At 55.9% G+C, this 20306-nt stretch carries 18 protein-coding genes; 6 read left to right on the plus strand and 12 right to left on the minus strand.

The features are described 5' to 3' along the window. Positions 1 to 97 precede the first annotated feature (97 nt). The 9 genes from K8V32_RS08080 to glyA form a co-directional block, all read right to left on the minus strand. Positions 98 to 943: a MetQ/NlpA family ABC transporter substrate-binding protein gene (locus K8V32_RS08080; RefSeq protein ID WP_303905588.1), complete on the minus strand. Its 846-nt coding sequence runs from the start codon at positions 941 to 943 to the stop codon at positions 98 to 100. Positions 944 to 970: 27 nt separating this feature from the next. Then, positions 971 to 1648 carry a methionine ABC transporter permease gene (locus K8V32_RS08085; RefSeq protein WP_303905592.1) on the minus strand — a complete coding sequence of 226 codons (678 nt, stop codon included), beginning with the start codon at positions 1646 to 1648 and terminating at the stop codon, positions 971 to 973. Continuing rightward, on the minus strand, positions 1648 to 2670 hold the full coding sequence (locus K8V32_RS08090) for a methionine ABC transporter ATP-binding protein (RefSeq protein WP_303905595.1): 1023 nt from the start codon (positions 2668 to 2670) through the stop codon (positions 1648 to 1650). Before K8V32_RS08090 ends, K8V32_RS08085 begins: the two co-directional genes overlap by 1 nt. Before the next feature lie 238 nt (positions 2671 to 2908). Beyond that, positions 2909 to 4300 (minus strand): L-serine ammonia-lyase, encoded by a 1392-nt coding sequence (locus K8V32_RS08095; protein ID WP_303905598.1) that lies wholly within the window; start codon positions 4298 to 4300, stop codon positions 2909 to 2911. Positions 4301 to 4303: 3 nt separating this feature from the next. Continuing rightward, complete coding sequence (locus K8V32_RS08100) at positions 4304 to 4891, minus strand: sarcosine oxidase subunit gamma (RefSeq protein WP_303905601.1); 588 nt, start codon at positions 4889 to 4891, stop codon at positions 4304 to 4306. After that, positions 4884 to 7808, minus strand: coding sequence for a 2Fe-2S iron-sulfur cluster-binding protein (locus K8V32_RS08105; protein ID WP_303905643.1), 2925 nt, complete (start codon positions 7806 to 7808; stop codon positions 4884 to 4886). Before K8V32_RS08105 ends, K8V32_RS08100 begins: the two co-directional genes overlap by 8 nt. A 29-nt stretch (positions 7809 to 7837) precedes the next feature. Beyond that, positions 7838 to 8128: a sarcosine oxidase subunit delta gene (locus tag K8V32_RS08110; RefSeq protein ID WP_303905604.1), complete on the minus strand. Its 291-nt coding sequence runs from the start codon at positions 8126 to 8128 to the stop codon at positions 7838 to 7840. A gap of 15 nt (positions 8129 to 8143) precedes the next feature. Further along, a complete protein-coding gene (locus K8V32_RS08115) occupies positions 8144 to 9361 on the minus strand; it encodes a sarcosine oxidase subunit beta family protein (RefSeq protein ID WP_303905607.1) in 1218 nt (405 codons plus the stop codon). Between the two features lie 2 nt (positions 9362 to 9363). Then, complete coding sequence (gene glyA / locus K8V32_RS08120) at positions 9364 to 10680, minus strand: serine hydroxymethyltransferase (RefSeq protein ID WP_303905611.1); 1317 nt, start codon at positions 10678 to 10680, stop codon at positions 9364 to 9366. A gap of 161 nt (positions 10681 to 10841) precedes the next feature. Here glyA and K8V32_RS08125 point away from each other — a divergent pair, with 161 nt between their 5' ends. Both K8V32_RS08125 and K8V32_RS08130 read left to right on the plus strand, forming a co-directional pair. Beyond that, entirely contained in the window at positions 10842 to 11501 is a 660-nt protein-coding gene (locus tag K8V32_RS08125; protein WP_303905614.1) for a GntR family transcriptional regulator, read from the plus strand. A gap of 170 nt (positions 11502 to 11671) precedes the next feature. Further along, a complete protein-coding gene (locus K8V32_RS08130) occupies positions 11672 to 13024 on the plus strand; it encodes an MFS transporter (protein ID WP_303905617.1) in 1353 nt (450 codons plus the stop codon). Positions 13025 to 13058: 34 nt separating this feature from the next. Here K8V32_RS08130 and K8V32_RS08135 read toward each other — a convergent pair whose 3' ends face one another. Then, positions 13059 to 13733, minus strand: a complete 675-nt coding sequence (locus K8V32_RS08135) for a hypothetical protein (protein WP_303905620.1) — start codon at positions 13731 to 13733, stop codon at positions 13059 to 13061. A gap of 153 nt (positions 13734 to 13886) precedes the next feature. On the opposite strand from K8V32_RS08135, the gene K8V32_RS08140 reads away from it, so the two are divergent. Next, on the plus strand, positions 13887 to 14648 hold the full coding sequence (locus K8V32_RS08140; RefSeq protein ID WP_303905623.1) for an IclR family transcriptional regulator: 762 nt from the start codon (positions 13887 to 13889) through the stop codon (positions 14646 to 14648). Positions 14649 to 14680: 32 nt separating this feature from the next. On the opposite strand, the gene K8V32_RS08145 is transcribed toward K8V32_RS08140, so the two are convergent. After that, entirely contained in the window at positions 14681 to 15655 is a 975-nt protein-coding gene (locus K8V32_RS08145) for a universal stress protein (protein ID WP_303905626.1), read from the minus strand. Positions 15656 to 15792: 137 nt separating this feature from the next. Between K8V32_RS08145 and K8V32_RS08150 the strand changes: the two genes are divergently transcribed. Then, positions 15793 to 17145 (plus strand): Na+/H+ antiporter family protein, encoded by a 1353-nt coding sequence (locus K8V32_RS08150; protein ID WP_303905629.1) that lies wholly within the window; start codon positions 15793 to 15795, stop codon positions 17143 to 17145. Positions 17146 to 17504: 359 nt separating this feature from the next. Here K8V32_RS08150 and K8V32_RS08155 read toward each other — a convergent pair whose 3' ends face one another. Further along, positions 17505 to 18146 carry a YczE/YyaS/YitT family protein gene (locus K8V32_RS08155; RefSeq protein WP_303905632.1) on the minus strand — a complete coding sequence of 214 codons (642 nt, stop codon included), beginning with the start codon at positions 18144 to 18146 and terminating at the stop codon, positions 17505 to 17507. 256 nt (positions 18147 to 18402) lie between these two features. On the opposite strand from K8V32_RS08155, the gene K8V32_RS08160 reads away from it, so the two are divergent. Next, positions 18403 to 19656, plus strand: a complete 1254-nt coding sequence (locus K8V32_RS08160) for an aminopeptidase P family protein (protein WP_303905635.1) — start codon at positions 18403 to 18405, stop codon at positions 19654 to 19656. 456 nt (positions 19657 to 20112) lie between these two features. After that, positions 20113 to 20306: transposase-like zinc-binding domain-containing protein (locus K8V32_RS08165; protein ID WP_524536712.1), on the plus strand; the 194-nt coding region annotated here is incomplete at its 3' end.

Consider the following 20306-nt stretch of genomic DNA (forward strand, 5'->3'; position numbering starts at 1 on the left):
CAAAACGACCCGTAAGGCAAAGACATGGCGGGGTCCTCCGCAGGTTATGTGGAGGGCCCCGCCATATGGGGTCTACAATCTCAACGTGCTGGAGTGGTTACTGAAGCTCTTCAGGGATCCACCACAGACCATCATTGTTTTCGTCAAGGTAGGTCTTGAATTCGTCTGAGTGGTAGGCGTCGACGACGGCCTGCGCCCATTCGGTGTCCTGGTTTTCTTCTTTCACCACGGCTTTCAATACCAAGTGGTCCAGGATATCTTCGGTTTCTAGCGCAGTCGAGGCGTCAATGCCGGCGTTGTACACGATGGAGCCGGTCAACACGTAAAAGTCGAAGTCTGGTGCTGCCGATGGGATGGTCAGCGACTTCATTTCGGTCAGTTCCAGATTGTACGGATTGTCGGTGATGTCGTCTTGGGTGATATTGCTCGGGTCGGCGTCGTCGTCGATTTCAATCCAGCCGGCTTTTTCTAAGACCAGGTAGCAACGGGCGGCGTTGGCGGCATCATCTGGCAGTGCAACGGTTGCACCTTCGGTGACGTCGTCAAGGCTGTCATGGTTTTCGGAATACAGGCCGGCGGGGACCGTTGGGATGGAGGTGATCGCAACCAGGTCGCCTTCGTAGTTGTCGTTGAAGTCCTCCATATAAGCGGTGTGTTGTTCTACGTTGAGGTCAACATCGCCGTCATTTAGCGCGATATTAGCGTTGAGCAGTTCGGAAACTTCTTCCGCGCGGAAGGTCCAGCCGTCTTCTTCCAGGATAGGAATGATGGCATCTTCGAAGAGTTCGGTATAGGGGCCCTGGGATTTCGAGTACGAAATTTCGCCACGGTCGCCGGCTTCCTCCTCGGCGGCGGCATCGCCTTCACCTGGTGGGGTGCAGGAGGCCAGTGTCAGGGCCGCGGGTAGTGCCAGCAGGACACCGAGTTTGGTCAGGTTTTTCATTGTTGTACCTCCAAGGGGTAATGAGTGTTATTTGGGTTCGCGGAGTCTGCGCGATAGGGCGTTGCCAAAGGCTTGCATAATTTGGACGAAGACCACCAGGATGACGATCGTGAAAATCATCAGTGGCGTGTTGAATCGTTGGTGACCGTAGGTCAAAGCGAGGTCCCCGACGCCGCCTCCGCCCCCGTAGCCGGCCATTGCGGTGGCGCCTAAGAGACCGACGATGCTGGTGGTCAGGGAAAGCACGATGGACGGGTATGCCTCAGGTAGCAGGAAGTGACGGATGATTTGCCAGTTTGTTGCGCCCATGGCCTGCGCGGCTTCGATGACGCCGGGTTTGACTTCCAGCAGGCTTGATTCCACCATGCGGGCGATGAACGGGGTGATGTAGATGGTCAGCGGGACCAGGGCAGCTTGGCTACCGATACTTGTGCCCACTACAAACCGGGTAAAGGGAATCAGCGCGACTAACAGGATGATGAACGGCACACTGCGAGTGATGTTGATAATGAAGTTCAACACGGCATAGATAACGCGGTTTTCAGTTAGTCCGCCTCGGCGGGTCATGACCAGTAACAGGGCAATGGCTATGCCCAAGACAGAGCCGAAGAGCATGCTCCAGCCCAGCATGTACACTGTTTGTGCACCGGCTAAGAGCAGTTTTTCCCCACTGACGCCGAAGAAGTCTTGTTCCATGAAGTCCATTAGATGCGCACCTGTTCTTTGGTGATCCCAGCGGCATCAATGTGCTGCTCACCAAGTCCTATGGCCTCGTCGGATCCGATAAGTTGCACGTGGAATAACCCGATCACAGTGTCTTCCAATTGCTCAACGGTGGCGGCCAGAATATGTATTTCAAGCCCATTGATCCGATGCAGTTGGGCTAGTAGGACACTCTGGGAGGCTATGCCAACGGAGCGCAGCCGATAGATTCGGGCATTGCGGTTGTCATGTTTGACCAAATCCACCACAGCCTCAGGGATCTGATCGTTGATGACAGTTCGGACAAATTCTTGGGTAGTGGCTGATTGAGGATTTCCAAAAACGTCAATCACCGAGCCTTGTTCCACAACTCGGCCCGCTTCCATCACAGCGACTTTATTGCAAATCCGTTGGACGACCTGCATTTGGTGGGTGATCAGTAAAATTGTCACACCCATCGTCTGGTTGATCCGTTTCAAAAGTTGCAAGATTGCTTCGGTGGTCTTTGGGTCCAGAGCGCTCGTGGCCTCATCGCACAGGAGAATATCCGGTTCAGTGGCAAGCGCCCGGGCAATACCGACACGTTGTTTTTGACCACCAGAAAGTTGGCTCACACGCGCGTCACGTTTATCTGACAGCTCCACAATGTCCAGTACTTCTTCAACTCGACGGGCAATTTCAGCGCGAGACTTGCCTTGCAACATGAGCGGCATGGCGACATTCCGGAAGACGGTTTTGGTCTCTAACAGATTGAACTGTTGAAATACCATGCCAACATTTCGACGACTGTTGAGCAGCTGTTTTTTGGTCATCGCAGTCACGTCATCCCCGTCAACCAGGATGGTTCCGCTGTCTGGTTCTTCTAAGCGGTTGACCATGCGGATGAGCGTAGATTTTCCGGCGCCTGAGAATCCGACGATGCCAAATATATCTGATCGTTCAACCTGGACTGACACGTCAATGAGCGCGTCAACGCTGCCAAATTTTCCGGAGTAGCTTTTCGACACTGACTCAAGCGTGATCACGATGCTCCCCTTGCTAAGTGTGAGTTTCAGGGAGACTCTACTCAATGCTGCAATATGTCATATTTGCTAGGACATAATCTGCAATAGAAGGATCGTCTGAGGAGCCAAAACGCGTCAAGCAGAGTGTCGGATAGGGAATATACGCAGCTGAACCTTAAGAATCACCAGTGCGGGGAGACACGCCAGAGGGCCAACCCTGTTCATCGGCTTGGCCCTCTGGCGTGGTGGCAGTGTTTGGTTAGCACTCCGGACGTGTAACGGCCACGGCCAGTCCCCCTCTGGAGGTTTCTTTGTATTTGTCCATCATGTCAGCACCGGTTTGGCGCATGGTTTCGATGGCTTGGTCCAGGCTGACCTTGTGGGTGCCGTCTCCGTGCAGTGCCAGGCGTGCTGCGTTGATCGCTTTGACCGAGGCAATAGCATTGCGTTCGATACATGGGATCTGTACGAGCCCGCCCACCGGATCGCAGGTCATCCCGAGGTTATGTTCTAATGCGACTTCGGCGGCGTCTTCGACCTGGGTCGGGGTGCCGCCCATGACCGCAGCTAGTCCTGCTGCAGCCATGGCGCAGGCGGAGCCCACTTCACCCTGGCACCCAACTTCAGCACCCGAGATGGAGGCCTGGGTTTTGATGATAATGCCGATAGTTCCTGCGGTGAGCATGAACTCGATAATCTTGTCATCGGTCACATCATCTAAGAACCTGGTGTAGTAATGCAGCACCGCTGGGATGATCCCTGCTGCCCCGTTGGTTGGTGCGGTGACCACCCGGCCGCCGGAAGCATTTTCCTCGTTGACGGCCAGAGCATACAGGTTGACCCATTCAATACCGCGTAGGGCATCTTTGGTGTCTCCGGTGCGCTCTGATGCGCCACCTTGGGTGAGTTGCTTATACAGTTTTGGTGCTCGCCGGGCCACCTGCAGACCACCGGGCAGGGTGGTCTCGGTGCGCTCGATGCCAGACTGTACGCAGTCCTGCATGACCTGCCAGATGCGCAGCAGTTCAGAGCGGATTTCTTCGGGATCGCGCCATTCGATCTCATTTTCCCAGGTCAATTCGGCAATGGATTTGCCGCTGCGTTTGCACAGTTCCAACAGTTCATTGGCGGTGCCAAACCGGTGGCGTACCTTGCGTTCGGTAGTCAAGGGTTTGTCGAGTTCGTCCTCGGTCACGACAAACCCACCACCAATCGAATAGGTGATCTCGGAGGCCAGCTCGGCGTCGTCGGCACCATATACCGTGGTTTTCATACCGTTGGGGTGGCCCGGTAAGGATTTCGACAGATGCAAGATGACGTCGTGTGCTCGATCAAAATCAATGGTCTTGGCCCCGGCCAATTGCAGGGTGGAGGTGGATTGGACCTGGTCGATGATCCCTGCAACCTGATCGGGTTCGATCGTGGCAGGATCATGCCCGGCCAGGCCAAGAATCACCGCGGTATCGGAGTGATGCCCAATACCGGTGGCCCCCAGTGAACCAAAGAGTTCAACCTTGGCTCGCGTGGTGGCCGCTAGGGTATCGGCGTTGAGACCATTGATGAACTGGGCTGCCGCCCGCATGGGGCCAACGGTGTGGGATGATGACGGTCCCAAACCGATAGAAAACATATCCAGCACACTCAGGGCCATGGGTTATCCTTTCGAGCCGGAAAACTCCAGCATTGCATCGAGCAACCAGTTGACGACGTGATCAGCAAATGAAATACGCGGCGCCAGCCACCAGGTGTGCTCAGCCACCCGCCACAAGATCACCGGGGTCTGGGCAACTTCGGTGACATAGGCTTGATTGACTTGGAAAGCACGCGAGTGCAGATCTAGCGGACAGGACTTGCGCAGAACCAATTCGGCTGCCTCACCGGAGAGCTCGATAATCGTGCGGTTTGCCGACAGTTCCAACACCTGACCGGAGTTGTCTGCCAGGGTGCGTTCCAGGGTTTCGGCAAGCTGGGTGTCGGGCTCGTCAATGGCCAGGAATTCATCCGGGGAGAGCCACACCACTGCCGTGGTCGATGAGTCGCCGACGACGTCGCCGACTTTGGTGGGTAGACCACCAAGTGCTTCAGCCAGTGCGGTATACCCCTGGCTGCCTTCGGTTGCACGAATACCGACCTGGGTGGTGAATGGAATTTCTCGCACCGTCACGGCTTCGACGGAGGCATTGCGCATTTCTTCACTTCGAGCGGCAAGTGGTGAACGCCGCAGCTGTTGTACATTAGCCATCTCGTCGAGCTCCTTGGGCATCATAGAGAACTGTTGGTCCGATTTTCATGGTCACAACTTCGCCATCAACCAGGGCCTTGAGGCTTTCACCCACACGGTCAAAACCATTTTTGATCAGAGCCAAGCCAAATGTGCGGCCCAGGGCAGGCGAGTTATAGGAGGCGGTTACCCAGCCTTCTTGTGGGACTGGTCCGGCTGCGACATCAATTGGGGTGTCCATGGCGACCAAAGCTTCACCTTCTACTAACCGGAAGGTTGGATCATCCGGGAGCACCGAGACGAGTTGCTTTCGGTCTTCACGAACATTGTCCGCCCGGGAGAAGGAACGCTTGCCAATAAAATCTTTGTGCTTGGAAACGATCCATTCCATACCCGCATCCTGTGGGGTTACGGTGCCATCGGTTTCTTGACCGACGACGATGAACCCTTTTTCCGCGCGCAATACGTGCATGGTTTCGGTACCATACGGGGTGATGTTGAATTCTGCACCGGCTTGTGCCACGGCTTCCCACACGGCCATGGCGTAGAAGGATTCCACGGCCAGTTCCCAGGCCAGTTCGCCCGAGAACGAGATACGGCTAGCGCGTACCGGAATACCGGAGGCCAGGGTGATATCCCGAAAGGCCATGAACTTGAAGCCTTCGGCGCTGAAATCCTCGTGCGGGGCTAACTTTTGTAGCACGTTACGAGATTTCGGTCCGACAACGGCCACGGTCGCGTACTGTTCGGTCACCGAGGTGGCAAATACATCGAGTTCTGGCCATTCGGTTTGCAGCCACTCTTCAATCCAGTCCAGCACTTCTGCGGCACCCGAGGTGGTGGTATGCATGAAGTAGCGGTCTTCGGCCAGGCGCAGTGTCACCCCGTCGTCGAAGATCATGCCGTCTGGTGTACACATCACACCGTAGCGGCCCATACCGACTTTGAGTTTGACATAACCGTTGGTGTATATGCGGTTGAGGAACTCGGGCACATCTTGACCGCGCAGTTCGATCTTGCCCAGGGTTGAGCCATCGAACATGCCCACTGAGTTGCGCACGGCAGCGCATTCCCGGTAGACGGCCTCGTCCATGGTTTCGTGGCCCTGCGGGTAGTAGCGGGCGCGTTTCCACTGGCCGACGTCTTCAAATACGGCACCGGCGGCCACGTGTGCTGAGTGGATCGGGGTGGTGCGGGCAACTTCAAAGAGTTTGCCGCGACGGCGTCCTGCCAGGGCGGCGAAACCGACCGGGGTGAATGGGGGTCGGAAGGTCGTCGTCCCAATTTCAGACAAATCTTCTACACCCAGGATGTTGGCCATGACACCGATGGTTGGGACACCGGAGGTTTTCCCTTGGTCAGCGCCCGTGGCGATCGAGGTGTAGCGTTTGACGTGTTCCACCGAGTACATGCCTGCACCGGTGGAATGCAGGATGTCGGTGACCGTTTGGTCGCGCTGCAGGTCAACGAAGTGGTTGTCATAATGCTCGGGGGCTTCGCCCGCTGGGGAGGGTACCAACCATAATGGCTGGACCGGCCCGTATGGGCGCCTAATGGCGCGGGCGGCTTGTGCTTGGGTTTGGTATCCAGCAGCGGTGGCTGCTGCGGCACCGGCTGTGGCACCGGTGGTCAGGGCCGTGGCGGTGCAGTATTTGCCGCTCAGTGCACCGGCCAGGTGCATGCCGTCAACGGATTCCACGGCGATGAAGCCTTGGAGTTGGGCGTCCCAGTCAATTCGGCCGTTGCGACCCGAGTGCAGGTGGACCACCGGTGACCAACCACCCGAGACTGCCAGGGTATCGACCTCGAGGCGCTGGGCTTTCGACATATCCAGTGTGCCGCCGTTGAGTGGGGCAACGGTGACGGCGTTGAGTTCATGATCATCACCGGCGTGGGTGTCGATCACGGCCGAACCGATGAGCACGTTGACGCCTTCAGAAACGGCTTGCTGGGCGGCTGCCGAGGCGCAGGAGCGGGCATCAATAACGGCGACGATTCCCCCGGTGGCAGCCAGTTCAGACACCATCGGATAGACCGAATCATTGGTGGTGAATACGGCGATCTGCTGCCCGGCACGCACAGCATAACGGTTCAAGTAAGTGCGCACAGCCGAAGCGAGCATGATGCCGGGACGATCGTTATTGGCAAAAACCAGCGGGCGCTCGTGTGCGCCGGTGGCTAGCACAACCTGATTTGCGCGCACATGCCAGATGCGTTCCCGCGAGATACCCTCACCCGGGTTTTCGTCCAGGTGGTGGGTACGGCGCTGGACGGCGATCGCATAGTTTTCGTCGTAGATACCGCTCACGGTGGTGTCGGTGAGGATGTCGACGTCGTCGGTGGCAGACAGTTTGGTCACCGTGTCGTTGATCCACTGCGGGGCGGGGACACCGTCGATGACTTCATATGGGGCATCGAGCAGGCTACCGCCTGCCCATGGCTTTTCGTCCATGAGCATGACGCGAGCACCAGAAGCGGCGGCGTTGGCGGCGGCAGATAGGCCTGCCGGACCGGCCCCGACCACCAATACATCCGTGTGGACATGAACGTGGTCGTAGTAAGCCTGATCCTGCGCAGGGTCCAGTGTACCTAATCCTCGAAGCTGCGTTGCTTTTAATCCGTTGGTCACCGGAACAGTGGTGGAAGTCATCATGGACTCTTCGACGTCGCCGGTGTGGCGTGGCGACAGGTGGACCAGGGAGTTGGGTTCTTCAACTCCGGCGGTGAACACCCCGCGAGGGCGATTCCAGTACATCGAGTTGGCGGCCGAGCGGGACCCGGTGGCTAGCAGTGCGGAGGCGACCGTATCGCCACGCAGCGCTTGGGTTGGTCTGCCGTCAATCTCAACGTTGACGGTTGCATTATGGTCAACCAGGGCGTGCGGTGCCTGCTCCGGGCTCAGGCGGTAGGAGTGCTGTGCGGGTTGTTGATCACGCATGTGGGTGTCCTGATCTGTGGTGGTGCGTGTCACTTGGTACCTCCTGCGATGTCGGGGCGTGGGGCGCCGACCGGGTAGGTGGCTTTGAACTGATAGGAGACCGTGTCGCGCACGGCGTTGAACCATTTGCGGCAGCCGCCGGAATGGACCCAGCGTTCAGCGAAATCTCCTTTGGAGTTGTCACGGTAGAACAGGTATTCGGCCCATTGCCTATCTGACAGTGCATACGGGTCTTTCGGGTAGGCGACGTGGGCTTCACCGCCGTAGCCGAATTCGGTTTCGTTCCGTGGCCCGCAGTACGGGCAATCAATCAGCATCATGGCAATTGCCTTTCTCTAGTGGGCCACGGCTGCGGCGCCGTGTTCATCGATGAGGTGACCGGTTTCGAAGCGCTCGAGGCTAAACGGTGCGTTGATCTCGTGCGGATCGTCATGGGCGATCGTATGTGCCATCGCGTAGCCGGCCGCCGGGGTGCCCTTGAAGCCACCGGTTCCCCAACCACAGTTGACATACAGGCCGTCAACCTCAGTTTTGGAAACGATCGGCGAGGCATCCGGAGTGGTATCCACAATGCCGCCCCAGGTACGCAGCACGTGCGCGCGGGCGAAGATGGGGAACAGTTCGACGGCGGCGGCCATCTGTTCCTCAATAACATGGAAGGCACCGCGCTGGCCAAAGCCGTTATAAGTGTCGATACCGGCACCCATGACCAGTTCACCCTTATGCGCTTGAGACACATAAACGTGAATGTGGTTCGACATCACCACGGTTGGGTGGACTGGCTCAAAGAGTTCCGAAACCAGTGCCTGCAGTGGGTGCGACTGGATTGGCAGTTTGACCCCGGCCATTTCGGCCAGCTGGGAGGAGTGTCCGGCACCGCACAGGGCAACCTGCCCGGCGGAGATCTTCCCGCGGGTGGTTTCCACTCCGGTGACGCGACCGTTTTCTACTAGGACGTCGGTGACTTCCGTGTTTTGGATGAGGTCAATTCCGGCAGCATCTGCTGAGCGGGCCAGCGCCCAGGCCACGTGGTCGTGCTTGGCGATACCGGCACGCGGCTGGTAGGTTGCCCCCATAATTGGGTAGCGGATGTTATCCGAGATGTTGATGATCGGACACACTTCTTTGACCTCTTGCGGGGTCAACCATTGCGCATCCACACCGTTGAGCTGGTTGGCTTTGACGCGGCGTACCGAGTCGCGGACTTCTGAGACGTGGTGCGCCAGGTTCATCACACCGCGCTGAGAGAATAAGAAGTCGTAGTCGAGTTCTTCGGGGAGTTCTTCCCAGAGTTTTAGCGAGGTCTCATAGATGTTGGCGGATTCGTCCCAGAGGTAATTGGACCGAATAATGGTTGTATTGCGGGCCATATTGCCCCCACCCAGCCAGCCTTTATCGATCACGGCAACATTGGTGATGCCGTGGCGGGCAGCCAGATAATGGGCGGTAGCCAAACCGTGGCCACCAGCACCGATGATAAGCACATCGTAGGAGGATTTAGGTTCCGGGTTGCGCCACAAAAATTCGGGATGTTGTGGGAGAAGTTCTGCCATGGTTATGCTCCGAACGGTTCCAGGTTGGGGTATAGCGGATGAGCATCGGCCAACGCTTCAACACGTGCGGCCAGCTCTGGGAGTGCATCACGATTCCCGGTTGCCCCGGCAATCAGTGTCTGGGCGATGATGTCGGCCACTTCTGCAAAAGCCGCTGTGCTAAAGCCGCGGGTGGTCAACGCCGGGGTCCCAATGCGCAGACCCGAGGTCGTCATCGGTGGGCGTGGATCCCACGGCACGGCATTGCGGTTGACGGTGATGTCGACTTCCTGCAGGAGATCTTCACCTTGTTTGCCATCAAGTTCTGAATTGCGCAGATCCACCAGCACCAGGTGGACGTCGGTGCCACCGGTCAGCACGGAAATGCCAACCTCGGCAACGTCCTGCTGGGATAGCCGCTCGGCCAGGATCCGGGCACCTTCGAGCGTGCGACGCTGGCGTTCGGCAAATTCTTCTTCACCGGCCACTTTGAAGGCTACGGCTTTGCCCGCGATGACGTGCATCAGTGGGCCACCCTGCTGGCCTGGGAAGACCGCAGAGTTAATCTTTTTCGAGATCTCGGCGTCATTGGTCAGGATGATGCCGCCACGTGGCCCAGCCAGGGTCTTATGGGTCGTCGAAGAGGTGACGTGAGCATGTGGCACCGGCGATGGGTGCAGTCCTGCTGCTACCAGACCAGCGAAGTGTGCCATATCGACGAATAGGTAGGCGCCGACCTCATCAGCGATTTCACGGAAACGAGCAAAGTCGAGCTGGCGAGGGTAGGCTGACCATCCGGCAACGATCATCTTGGGCTGGTGTTTGCGAGCCAGCCGAGCCACTTCATCCATATCAACTTCGTAGGTGTTTTCATCAACCGAATACGGCACGATATTGTAGAGCCGACCCGAGAAGTTCAACTTCATACCGTGGGTCAGATGACCACCGTGGGCGAGGTTTAGGCCCATCACAGTGTCGCCGGGGCGAATCAATGCGTGCATGACCGCAGCATTCGCCTGGGCCCCCGAGTGCGGTTGGACATTGGCGAACTGAGCACCAAACAGCTTTTTGACGCGTTCGATCGCAAGACGTTCTACCGAGTCGGCGTGCTCACATCCTCCGTAATACCGGCGCCCTGGGTATCCTTCTGCGTATTTGTTAGTCAGTACTGAACCCTGGGCTTGCATGACTGCCAGCGGGGTGTGGTTTTCAGATGCAATCATTTCTAGACCGCGTTGCTGACGGTCTAGTTCCTGGTTAATAAACCCCGCGATTTCCGGATCGAGGTCCGCCAGATTTTGAGTCAGCGATGGAGCAACCTGAGAGGTGACACTAGTCATGCATTTTCCTTCGAAAAATTCTGAACGACATTTGATATATCAGTTACCGATCACAGACTATGATGTTCATCACATGCCTGTCAAGGGCTTGGGTCAAAGTTTTTGAAACGCTGCGGAATGCACCCAAGTAGTGCACAATTAGGAGCAATGAAAGGACACTGATGACCACATTGGACACCGTCAATACGAACAGCGAGTCGCTGGCGGCTCGCGCCTACCGAATATTGCTAGACCGCTTAATCATGCTGGATATACAACCCGGCGAACCCATCATGGAAAAACAGTTAGCCGAGGAAATGGGGGTGGGACGCACTCCCCTGCGCGAAGCGCTCAAGCGCCTTGAGGCTGATCACCTGGTGGTCACCTACCCTCGGCGCGGCACGTTTGCCAGCCAAGTCGATGTCACCGAACTGGCCCATGTATCAGAAATCCGTCAAGCCCTTGAGCCACTGGCGGCCCGTCGCGCCGCAGAGGTCAAGGGCGGCGAGATGCGAGCGCAACTCCTTGAAGTCTTAGATGAACTCAAAAGCCTGGACCCCAATCAATCACAGCGCGACCTGCTGTCCTACGATCTTTCGGTGCACCGGCTGATCTACAGCGTGACACACAACGAACACCTATCGGAAACCCTGATTCGCTTAGACAATATTGCCACTCGCATCTGGGCAGCGCTATCTGACCGCCTACCCGCACTGCATGACCACATCGTGGAGCACACCACACTACTCGAACAAATCATCGCCGGTGACGCCGAAGCCGCCGAGCAGACAGCATCACAGCACGTGAAAAACTTTTACACCATGGTGCGCGAGGCGCTCTAGCAAAGCCGCCCGATCCCCGCCCCGGCCCCATCATGTGAGGCCGGGTTTTTCATGCCCAAAACCATGGACCCACCCGGATCCACCACCCCCTTGACAGTGATACAGCTCACACCGTACGGTAGTGCAACAACGTTGCAATACGTGCAACTCTGAGTGTATGGCGGTGAAATATGTCTGATTCAGGCCCACTGGCTTCTGAACAAGATCTTGGACCTACCCTTTCAGGACAACAACGCGCGTATCCCTATGGGATCGGAAAACACGAACGCCGCAAAGTCGTTGTGGCAAGTTTTATTGGAAATTTTGTCGAGTGGTTTGATTACGGTGCCTACAGCTACCTCGCCGTGGTGATTGCCGTCGTCTTCTTCCCTTCCGACGACCTCACACAAGGACTCATTTGGACCTTTGCACTGTTCGCCGTGTCATTTCTTGTCCGCCCGATCGGTGGATTCATTTGGGGGCATATCGGCGACCGGGTCGGACGTCGTAATGCCCTAGCCTGGTCGATTCTGATTATGACCGCCTCCACGGTATGTATCGGCTTGCTGCCCGGTGCACTCCAGATCGGCGTGTGGGCACCAGCACTGCTGTTATTATTCCGTGTCCTGCAGGGCTTCAGCGCCTCGGGTGAATACGCGGGAGCCTCAGCCTATCTGGTGGAATACGCACCCGAAGGAAAACGGGGGATCTATGCTGCTGTGGTTCCTGGATCAACGGCAGCCGGTCTGTTATTCGGTTCGCTTATGGCCACACTACTGACCGCTACGCTCAGTGACGCGCAAATGGAATCCTGGGGTTGGCGGCTACCGTTTCTTTTGGCCGCACCGTTAGGTTTGATCGGCGTGTATATTCGTCGCAAACTTGAAGATTCACCGGTGTTTCGTGAGATGTCCAAAGAAGACGACGTCATTAAGGCCCCGGTGTGGGCGCTGTTTCGTGATCACTGGCGCACCCTGATTCGTGCTACCGCAGCCGTACTGCTCAACGCTGTTGGTTTCTACGTCATCCTGACATACATGCCAACATATCTATCCCAGACCGTGGGCATTGATCCAACGATTGCCAACATCACGACCACCGTGTCGCTGGTGACCTACATTGGATTTATCTTTCTGACTGGTCACCTATCGGATCGATTCGGTCGACGAACGATTTTGATGAGCGCCTCGATATTTTTCATCCTGCTGACGGTGCCAGCATTTATGCTCTTAGGCACCGAAAGCATCATCGCCATCTTGTTTGTCCAGATCCTGCTTGGAGCCATGCTGACACTCAACGATGGCAGTCTGGCAAGCTTCCTGGCCGAAAACTTCCCCACCAGAGTCCGGTATTCAGGATTTGCTGTGTCATTCAACGTGGGCAATGCGATCTTTGGCGGGACGGCACCGGCCATTGCAACACTGCTGATAGCAACCACCGGCAACGCCATCGCTCCGGGCTGGTACCTGATGATCGCAGCCGTCATTGCGCTTATCGCTGTCTGGCTGTCGCCTGAGACGAGCCACAAGCCGCTCAAGGACTAGCGACGTTTGCAACCTCGAGTACGCTTGCGGCAGCCTAACTAGTTGCCCGAGCGTACTCGGAACGAAAGATCGCTTGCCACAATTGCGGCAGCGTAAATTCGGGCATACGACCAAACGATTTGCGATAGTGCTCAGCGTGCAGAAGCCCGGTAACTTCAGCCAGCAAGACATCGCGCGCGGCCACATCAACCTTAGAATCGCCAAGACTCCGGGCGACGAAATCATCCAGCCAGGCGTTTCGCAGTTGTGCTCCTAGCGGGGTGTTAATATTGAGCATGATCAGGAAGTAGTCCCAAGCCAGCTCCGGTACACCTTCGGTGGAGACCAGCGCTTCGCGTTGCGTGGTGGACTGCGGGTCGACATCTGCAGCGGCATGCACTCCGGCGTCCATCAACGCTGCAGCAGCATTCATCAGCTGGTCCTTGTGGTGCTGTTCAGCCACAAAATCGTCCAGCGCAAACGGTCCCATGGTGGCTAAGAGTCGCATCATATCTGCTGGACCGCGAAAAGCTTTATACGCTCGCAGACGCGGCAACACACCCGCACCATAGGCGCCGTCCACAACCGCTGACGCGCTGAGGATCGTGTCCATGAGCGCTATTTCGACGGAGTTTGCCCAATGTCCAGTGGCATCCTTAAACGGTCGTGCGCCAATACAGGTTGCGGCCTCGGCCAGGGCTTTCACATCGCTGGCAGCCATTGAGCTCATGGTTTTCACCTTTACGCTGGGCGGTTCGGGTCAACGGCTCATTTTACCGCCATCTCATATCGAGTCAGTGGGTGTGTATCTTACGGTCACAATAAGGTGCTGAAAAACAGATGCCGTATGATCCTTACAACGTTTGGCCAGCAAAGGAGCACTATGAGTTCCCCTCGCAACTCAGTCGTCCATAACGTCGTTGACGTACTGCGATGCTTTTCCTCGGAAAAGCCGTTGGTTGGCGTCACCGAGATCGCCGAACAGGTGGGGTTACATAAATCATCAGTCTCCCGACTGTTAGCAACCCTGGAATCTGAAGGGTGGGTCGAGCAGGACCCTACCACTCGTCGATACCAGCTGGGACTTGGACTGATCGCTATTGCTGGACCGTTGCTGGCCAATCTTAATGTGCGGCAAGTGGCATACCCTTATCTGCAGGAGTTGACCGATGCAACAAGAGAAACCGCAGTCTTAGCAGTATGGGAAGGGTCTGTTGTAGTCACCGTCGAACAAATCGTTTCCGATCGCACGGTCAAACACACTTCTCCTCTTGGAGCGCGTTACGCGTCAACCGGTTCTGCCTCGGTGCAGATCTTCTTGGCGGAAATGGCCAAGGAAGCTGTGACCGCGTTATTGGATCAAGAAACCATCAAGCTGCAGCAAGGATGGACTCCAACGCAATTACAAAAGCGTCTCGAGGCGGTCCGTAGACAGGGGTATGCCACCAACTTGCAAGAGACCTTTGATGATGAAGTTGGAATTGCCGCGCCAGTGTATGACCATCGGCGTAAAGTCGTAGCCGCGATCCTGATTGCCGCCCCGTCCTATCGGATTGATGACCAGACCGCCCAAGCGTTGATTGACCAGTGTGTGGCCACGGCGGCAAAGATTTCCACACGCATGGGAAATCCAGACTCGCAGTAACCACGAGTCTGGATTGTTGGTTTATTTATTCGTTAGTCGCGGGCGGTTGGCACCACGAGCACGGGTGTCACTGCGCGATTCAGTACAGCCTGGCTAACCGATCCCAACAGCAAGCCGGCAAAGCCACCACGACCGCGTGTTCCAACCACCACGACATCTGCGCTACGTGTCGCATCCGATAGCGCATCAGCAGGCGAGGCATCAAAGAATCGCCAATGCACTTGGGCAGAAGTTTTTTCTGCCACTTGTTCGGCCACTTTGGCAAGCCGATTGGCGACGTCTCGACGAAGATCGGGAACTTCTGCTTGATAAACCGGTGATGCTGGCATCCACATACTGCCGCTGAACGGCTGTGATGTCACGAGGGTCAAGGACTTACCCAGCAATTCGGCATGTTTTGCTGCATGCAAGGATAGTTCCACCGGGTAAGCATCAAGGTCGACGCCGACCACGACGGTTCCTTCAAAATCTGTGGGATCGCCATATTCTTCAGATGACAATACACCGAATTCTGATAGCTCTGGACTACCTGATAATCGTGCAAACTGGGTTTCGAGATGTTCACCCGTGTGGCGTTTTTCTGGGACCACCATCGTTGGGCATTTGGCATGCGAAGCAACTGAGGCCGAAACACTACCGAGAAAACGGCCGGCAAAACGACTGCGACCCCGCTTGCCAACCACCACAAGTGCAGCTTCTTCGGAAGCTTGAATGAGTGCACCGGCAGCATCACCTTCTACGGTGGCGGCGCTGACCCCAAGGTCAGTCTCATTGACGGTAGCTACCAAGTCATTAATAACTGCCTGGGCATTTTCTTGTGCCAGGCCCTGGGTATTTTCGGGAAGATATTCGTACCCCGGTTCGGTATATGCGGCTATGACTCGCAGTCCATAATTAAATTTCTGGGCGAGATCAACTGCAACATCGAATGCTCTTTCGCTGTTTTCTGACCCGTCCACACCAACGACAACCGTGCCCGATTTAGGATGCTCTGCAATGTGTCTCATGTCATCACTTTAGCAAGCTCCTATCAAACATAACAGGTATCTGAGTAGTACGAAGAGCCCATAACTTGGTTCTTCTGCCAACGAAGGTCCGCACTCGGGTCGGTGCTGGAAGCAAGTTTCGTCTAAGCTTGTCGTTCGTGAATGCTGTAGTTATTTCCGTGGCCGTCATGCTTTTGCTAGCACTGCTGAGGGTTCATGTAGTTATCGCTTTATTTATCGGTGCCCTCGTTGGCGGCCTCATGGCCGGCATGGGATTAGAAGGCACCATGCTCGCGTTTGAGTCTGGGCTAGGTGACGGCGCGAAAATTGCGCTCTCTTACGCTCTACTCGGTGCATTCGCGATGGCTGTGGCCGCTTCAGGTCTTCCCAAAGCACTAGCCGATGCATTGATACGTAAGCTTAATACTGGTTCTGAAGAGGCCTCGCAAAAGGTTGTCACGATCACTACCTACCTGGTCATCGGTGGCATTCTGGCGATGTCGATCATGTCTCAGAACCTTATCCCGGTCCACATAGCCTTCATTCCGTTATTAATCCCACCGTTGTTGACGGTATTCAACCGCCTCAAGATTGACCGCCGTGTGATCGCTTGTGTGCTGACTTTCGGGCTAGTCACCACCTATATGCTCTTACCGGTGGGCTTCGGTAAAATTTTCTTGGAAGATATCCTGCTGAGCAATATTGAACGTGCCGGCCTGGATACTTCGGGCATCAACATTGTGCAAGTCATGGCCATCCCCGCACTCGGTATGGTCGTCGGATTGCTCATCGCAGTCTTCATCAGCTACCGCAAGCCACGCGAATACGAAGAACGCCCCCTGGCCGGTGGCACAATTGTTCAACCAACACCGACCCGCTACAGCCTGATCATGTCCATCATTGCAATCGTAGCGACCTTCGCTATCCAGCTGATTGTGCAGTTCACCGGATCCGAAGCCGACGGTCTCCTGCTCGGATCGCTGGTTGGATTGGGTATCTTCCTGCTCTCCGGAGTGGTCGAATGGAATAAGGCCGACGACGTGTTCACCTCCGGGATGCGCATGATGGCACTGATCGGATTTGTCATGATCTCCGCCCAGGGCTTTGCAGCAGTGATCAATGAGTCAAACCAGGTGGAACCACTGGTCGCCGTCGTCCAGGAGTTCTTCGGCGATAATAAGGCCCTGGCTGCACTGGCGATGCTCGTCGTCGGGCTGATTGTGACGATGGGGATTGGTTCGTCGTTCTCGACGCTGCCAATTATCGCAGCGATCTATGTGCCACTGTGCCTCTCCTTAGACTTCTCAATGGCGGCAACGGTGGCGCTGATTGGCGCTGCAGGTGCGCTGGGCGATGCCGGCTCCCCCGCCTCTGATTCCACGCTGGGTCCAACTGCGGGTCTGGCAGCCGACGGCCAGCACGATCACATGCGCGACACCGTCATCCCAACATTTCTTCACTACAACATTCCACTTACCGCTTCCGGGTGGGTCGCAGCGATGGTCCTGTAGCCGTTCGACAGCATTAGTCTTCGGCACCGGGTTTTCGGATGCGTTTATCGATGCGGCCGATGGACACGGGTTATTATTCGACGGTGCGCGCAAAAAAGACCCTGCCTTCGTGCACGCCAATAGCCCACCAAGCACTGTGCATGAAGCCAACACCGCGAATCCCACCATGATCGTATCGACAACGACTTTCACAGTGCCGTATGGGATATGCGAGGGCCCGAGCGCATTGGCGACCTGGATTTGGATGAGCCGAAACAATCTGAACTTGCGGGGCAATCCGACAGCTTCCAAGGCCTGCACCTCGAGTCATTGTAGTAGCGCGGCCTTGTGGTGCAGCCCGTTTGGGTCTGAGTTGGTCCTCAGGATGATTTCGCACCGCCCCAGCGTTTGTGGATCGCGCTGATACCTCGGATCACGATGCCAACGGTTATTGCAGCAAAGACCGTTCCTTCTCGCACGCCATTCAGCTGCCCCATTAACAGCAAAGACGTCACCACGGAAACCACTACCAATGTGGTGTCAAAAGTGGTTTTGATCGTCCCATAGGGGATGTTCTGCAGTTTGGTGTAGATCGTGAATACTAAGCCGTTACCTGGCAAATACGAGATACGCGGCTGCATCTCAAAATACACGCCGAATGCCACGAGAATGACACTGACCGCAGTCCAGACCCATTGCTCGATATAGTTGCCCGGCACGAGCCACTGGGTCAGATACATGCTCAGGTCGATAAACAGACCGAAGACTATGCTTACGGGCAGTTGAATGAGTTGGAAGACTGGAAATTTCCGGCGCAAGATGAGCATCTGCAGTGCGATGAACACGATGTTGAGCAAGATCATATACACGCCGACGCTCAACGACGTCCCAAACGATAAAACGGTTGGAAATGAGGCGATTGGGGAGGTGCCCAGATCGGCTCGAATAGAGACAGCCACGCCCATGGCCATCAAAAAGATCCCTAACAGGAACACCGAGACGCGTAACAGCTGGCGTATCATGCACGACCACAGCTCGACACTACAGACCTCCAGGTTCTTTTTCTTGATCAGCCAGGCATGCAACTAGCCCTCTAGAAGTGTAGCCTTCGCCAGGGCCCCCTGGCTGACATCGTGTAATACTGCTGAGTTATACGGGACACAGATACGAATCAGCGTGGGCCTTGTCTTGAAGTCGCTTTTAAGCGGTGCTTAGTATGGGGGTCGAACAGTAACAACACAGAACACGGCCCCAATAGTTGAAGTGGAGAATCGCTTAATGACTCGTCCGACCAAACCTCAACGGACCGACCACAGTACGGTCCCGCACGTCTTTACGCAGTACAACGGTGAGCAGCAGGACCTGACGTACTCACCTGCTGAGTTCGAACGCCGTCTCACCAACGCGCGAAAAGTCATGGCTGCCGATGAGGTCGATGCGCTGGTACTCACCAGTATGCACAACATCAAATATTTCTCGGACTTTGTACCCTCACCGTTCGGCCGAATCTTCGCGATTGTCATTACGCCAGAAGATTCCATTACTATTACGCCCTGGGTTGACGGTGGCATGCCTTGGCGTACAACCTACGGTGAGAATATCGTCTACTCCGATTGGGATGCCCAGAACATTTTCCGCGCGATCCAGCACACACTGGATGAACGCAATATCAAACCCCGTCGGCTAGGAATCGAACATGATGGTCTCACCGTGGAGCAATACCGTCGATTCCAAGACTGGTTTGAAGGGATTGACCTCTTCAACGTCGCCACGGATCTGATGAACCAGCGCGTTGTGAAATCGGACGAAGAGATCTATTTGATCAGTGAGGGGGCTCGGATCGCTGATATCGGTGGTCGTGCGATCAAGAATGCCATCACAGAAGGCATCACCGAATACGAGCTCGCCCTGATTGGTACCGAGGCGATGGTTCCAGAGATCGCCAAGTCCTATCCGTCTCGAGAATTGCGCGAGACCTGGTGTCTCGTCCAGGCCGGCATCAACACCGACGGCGCCCACAACTGGCCGACAACCCGCAGACTCCAAAAAGGTGACCTCCTTTCCATCAACTGCTTCCCCATGATGTCAGGTCACTACACCGCCATGGAACGCACCATGTTCCTAGGTCAACCTGACAAGCGCAGCCTCGAATTATGGAAAATTAACGTGGAAGCCTTCGAACTGGGCAAGGAACTGATCAAGCCAGGCGCCATTGCTCAGGACGTAGCTGCTGAGCTCAACCGGTTCTTCGAAAAACACGACCTGTTGAAATACGCCCCAATCGGCTACGGTCACTCCTTTGGTGTTATGAGCCCGTACTACGGTCGCGAAGCCGCCATGGAGTTCCGTGAAGACATTGCAACCGAGCTAAAACCAAATATGGTTGTCTCCATGGAACCGATGCTGACCATCCCGGACAACATGCCCGGAGCCGGTGCGTACCGCGAACACGATATCTTGGTGCTCACCGAAGATGGTCACCGCAACCTGACCGAGTTTGAAGTCGGCCCGGAACACAACATTATCGACTAACAAACACACCGGCGTGATGTGTTGATTGGGTGGGGCAGCGTAAGCTCCCCACCCAATCAACGTTTAACAAGATGTCTACCCGTGGCCCGCACCGCTGCCGCAGCAGCGTCGATCGCATAGGCAAGATAACGATGTACCTGCGGTCCAGTCAATGTGATGATAGCTGTATGACGGTGTGACCGTTGACGGCTACCACGTCAGCACTTTGCAGGAGGCATGTCATTTCACGAATTAGCATGGCCGTCAGCGTCATTCTGATGATCCTGGACGGACTGGCCTCCGCACAGAGAGCATGTACCAGCTGGCGTGCTTGGTTCCCGCTGTGATCGGAATGTCATTCATAGTCTGTGGTCTGATCGATTTGGGTTAAGGCCCAGAATGTGTGTATGGGATTGTAGTCTTCACCTGGTAACTATTGGCGACTAGGGGTTAGCACTTGCTGATAAAGCATGTGTGGTGAAAAAACTTGATAATTCCCCACGGTGTGGGATATGTGCAACCAAGCTGGTCAAGAACGGGAAAACCAGTGCCGGCAAGACTCGATGGCGATGCAAACACTGCGGAGCGTCAACCACTCAGCGCCGTCCTGATAGTGTGGCTAAAGCCCAATTCACTGGGTGGTTGGACTGGCTGCTATCAAAGAAAAGCCA

The sequence above is a fragment of the Enteractinococcus helveticum genome, from assembly GCF_020742345.1.
GTDB lineage: Bacteria > Actinomycetota > Actinomycetes > Actinomycetales > Micrococcaceae > Yaniella > Yaniella helvetica_A.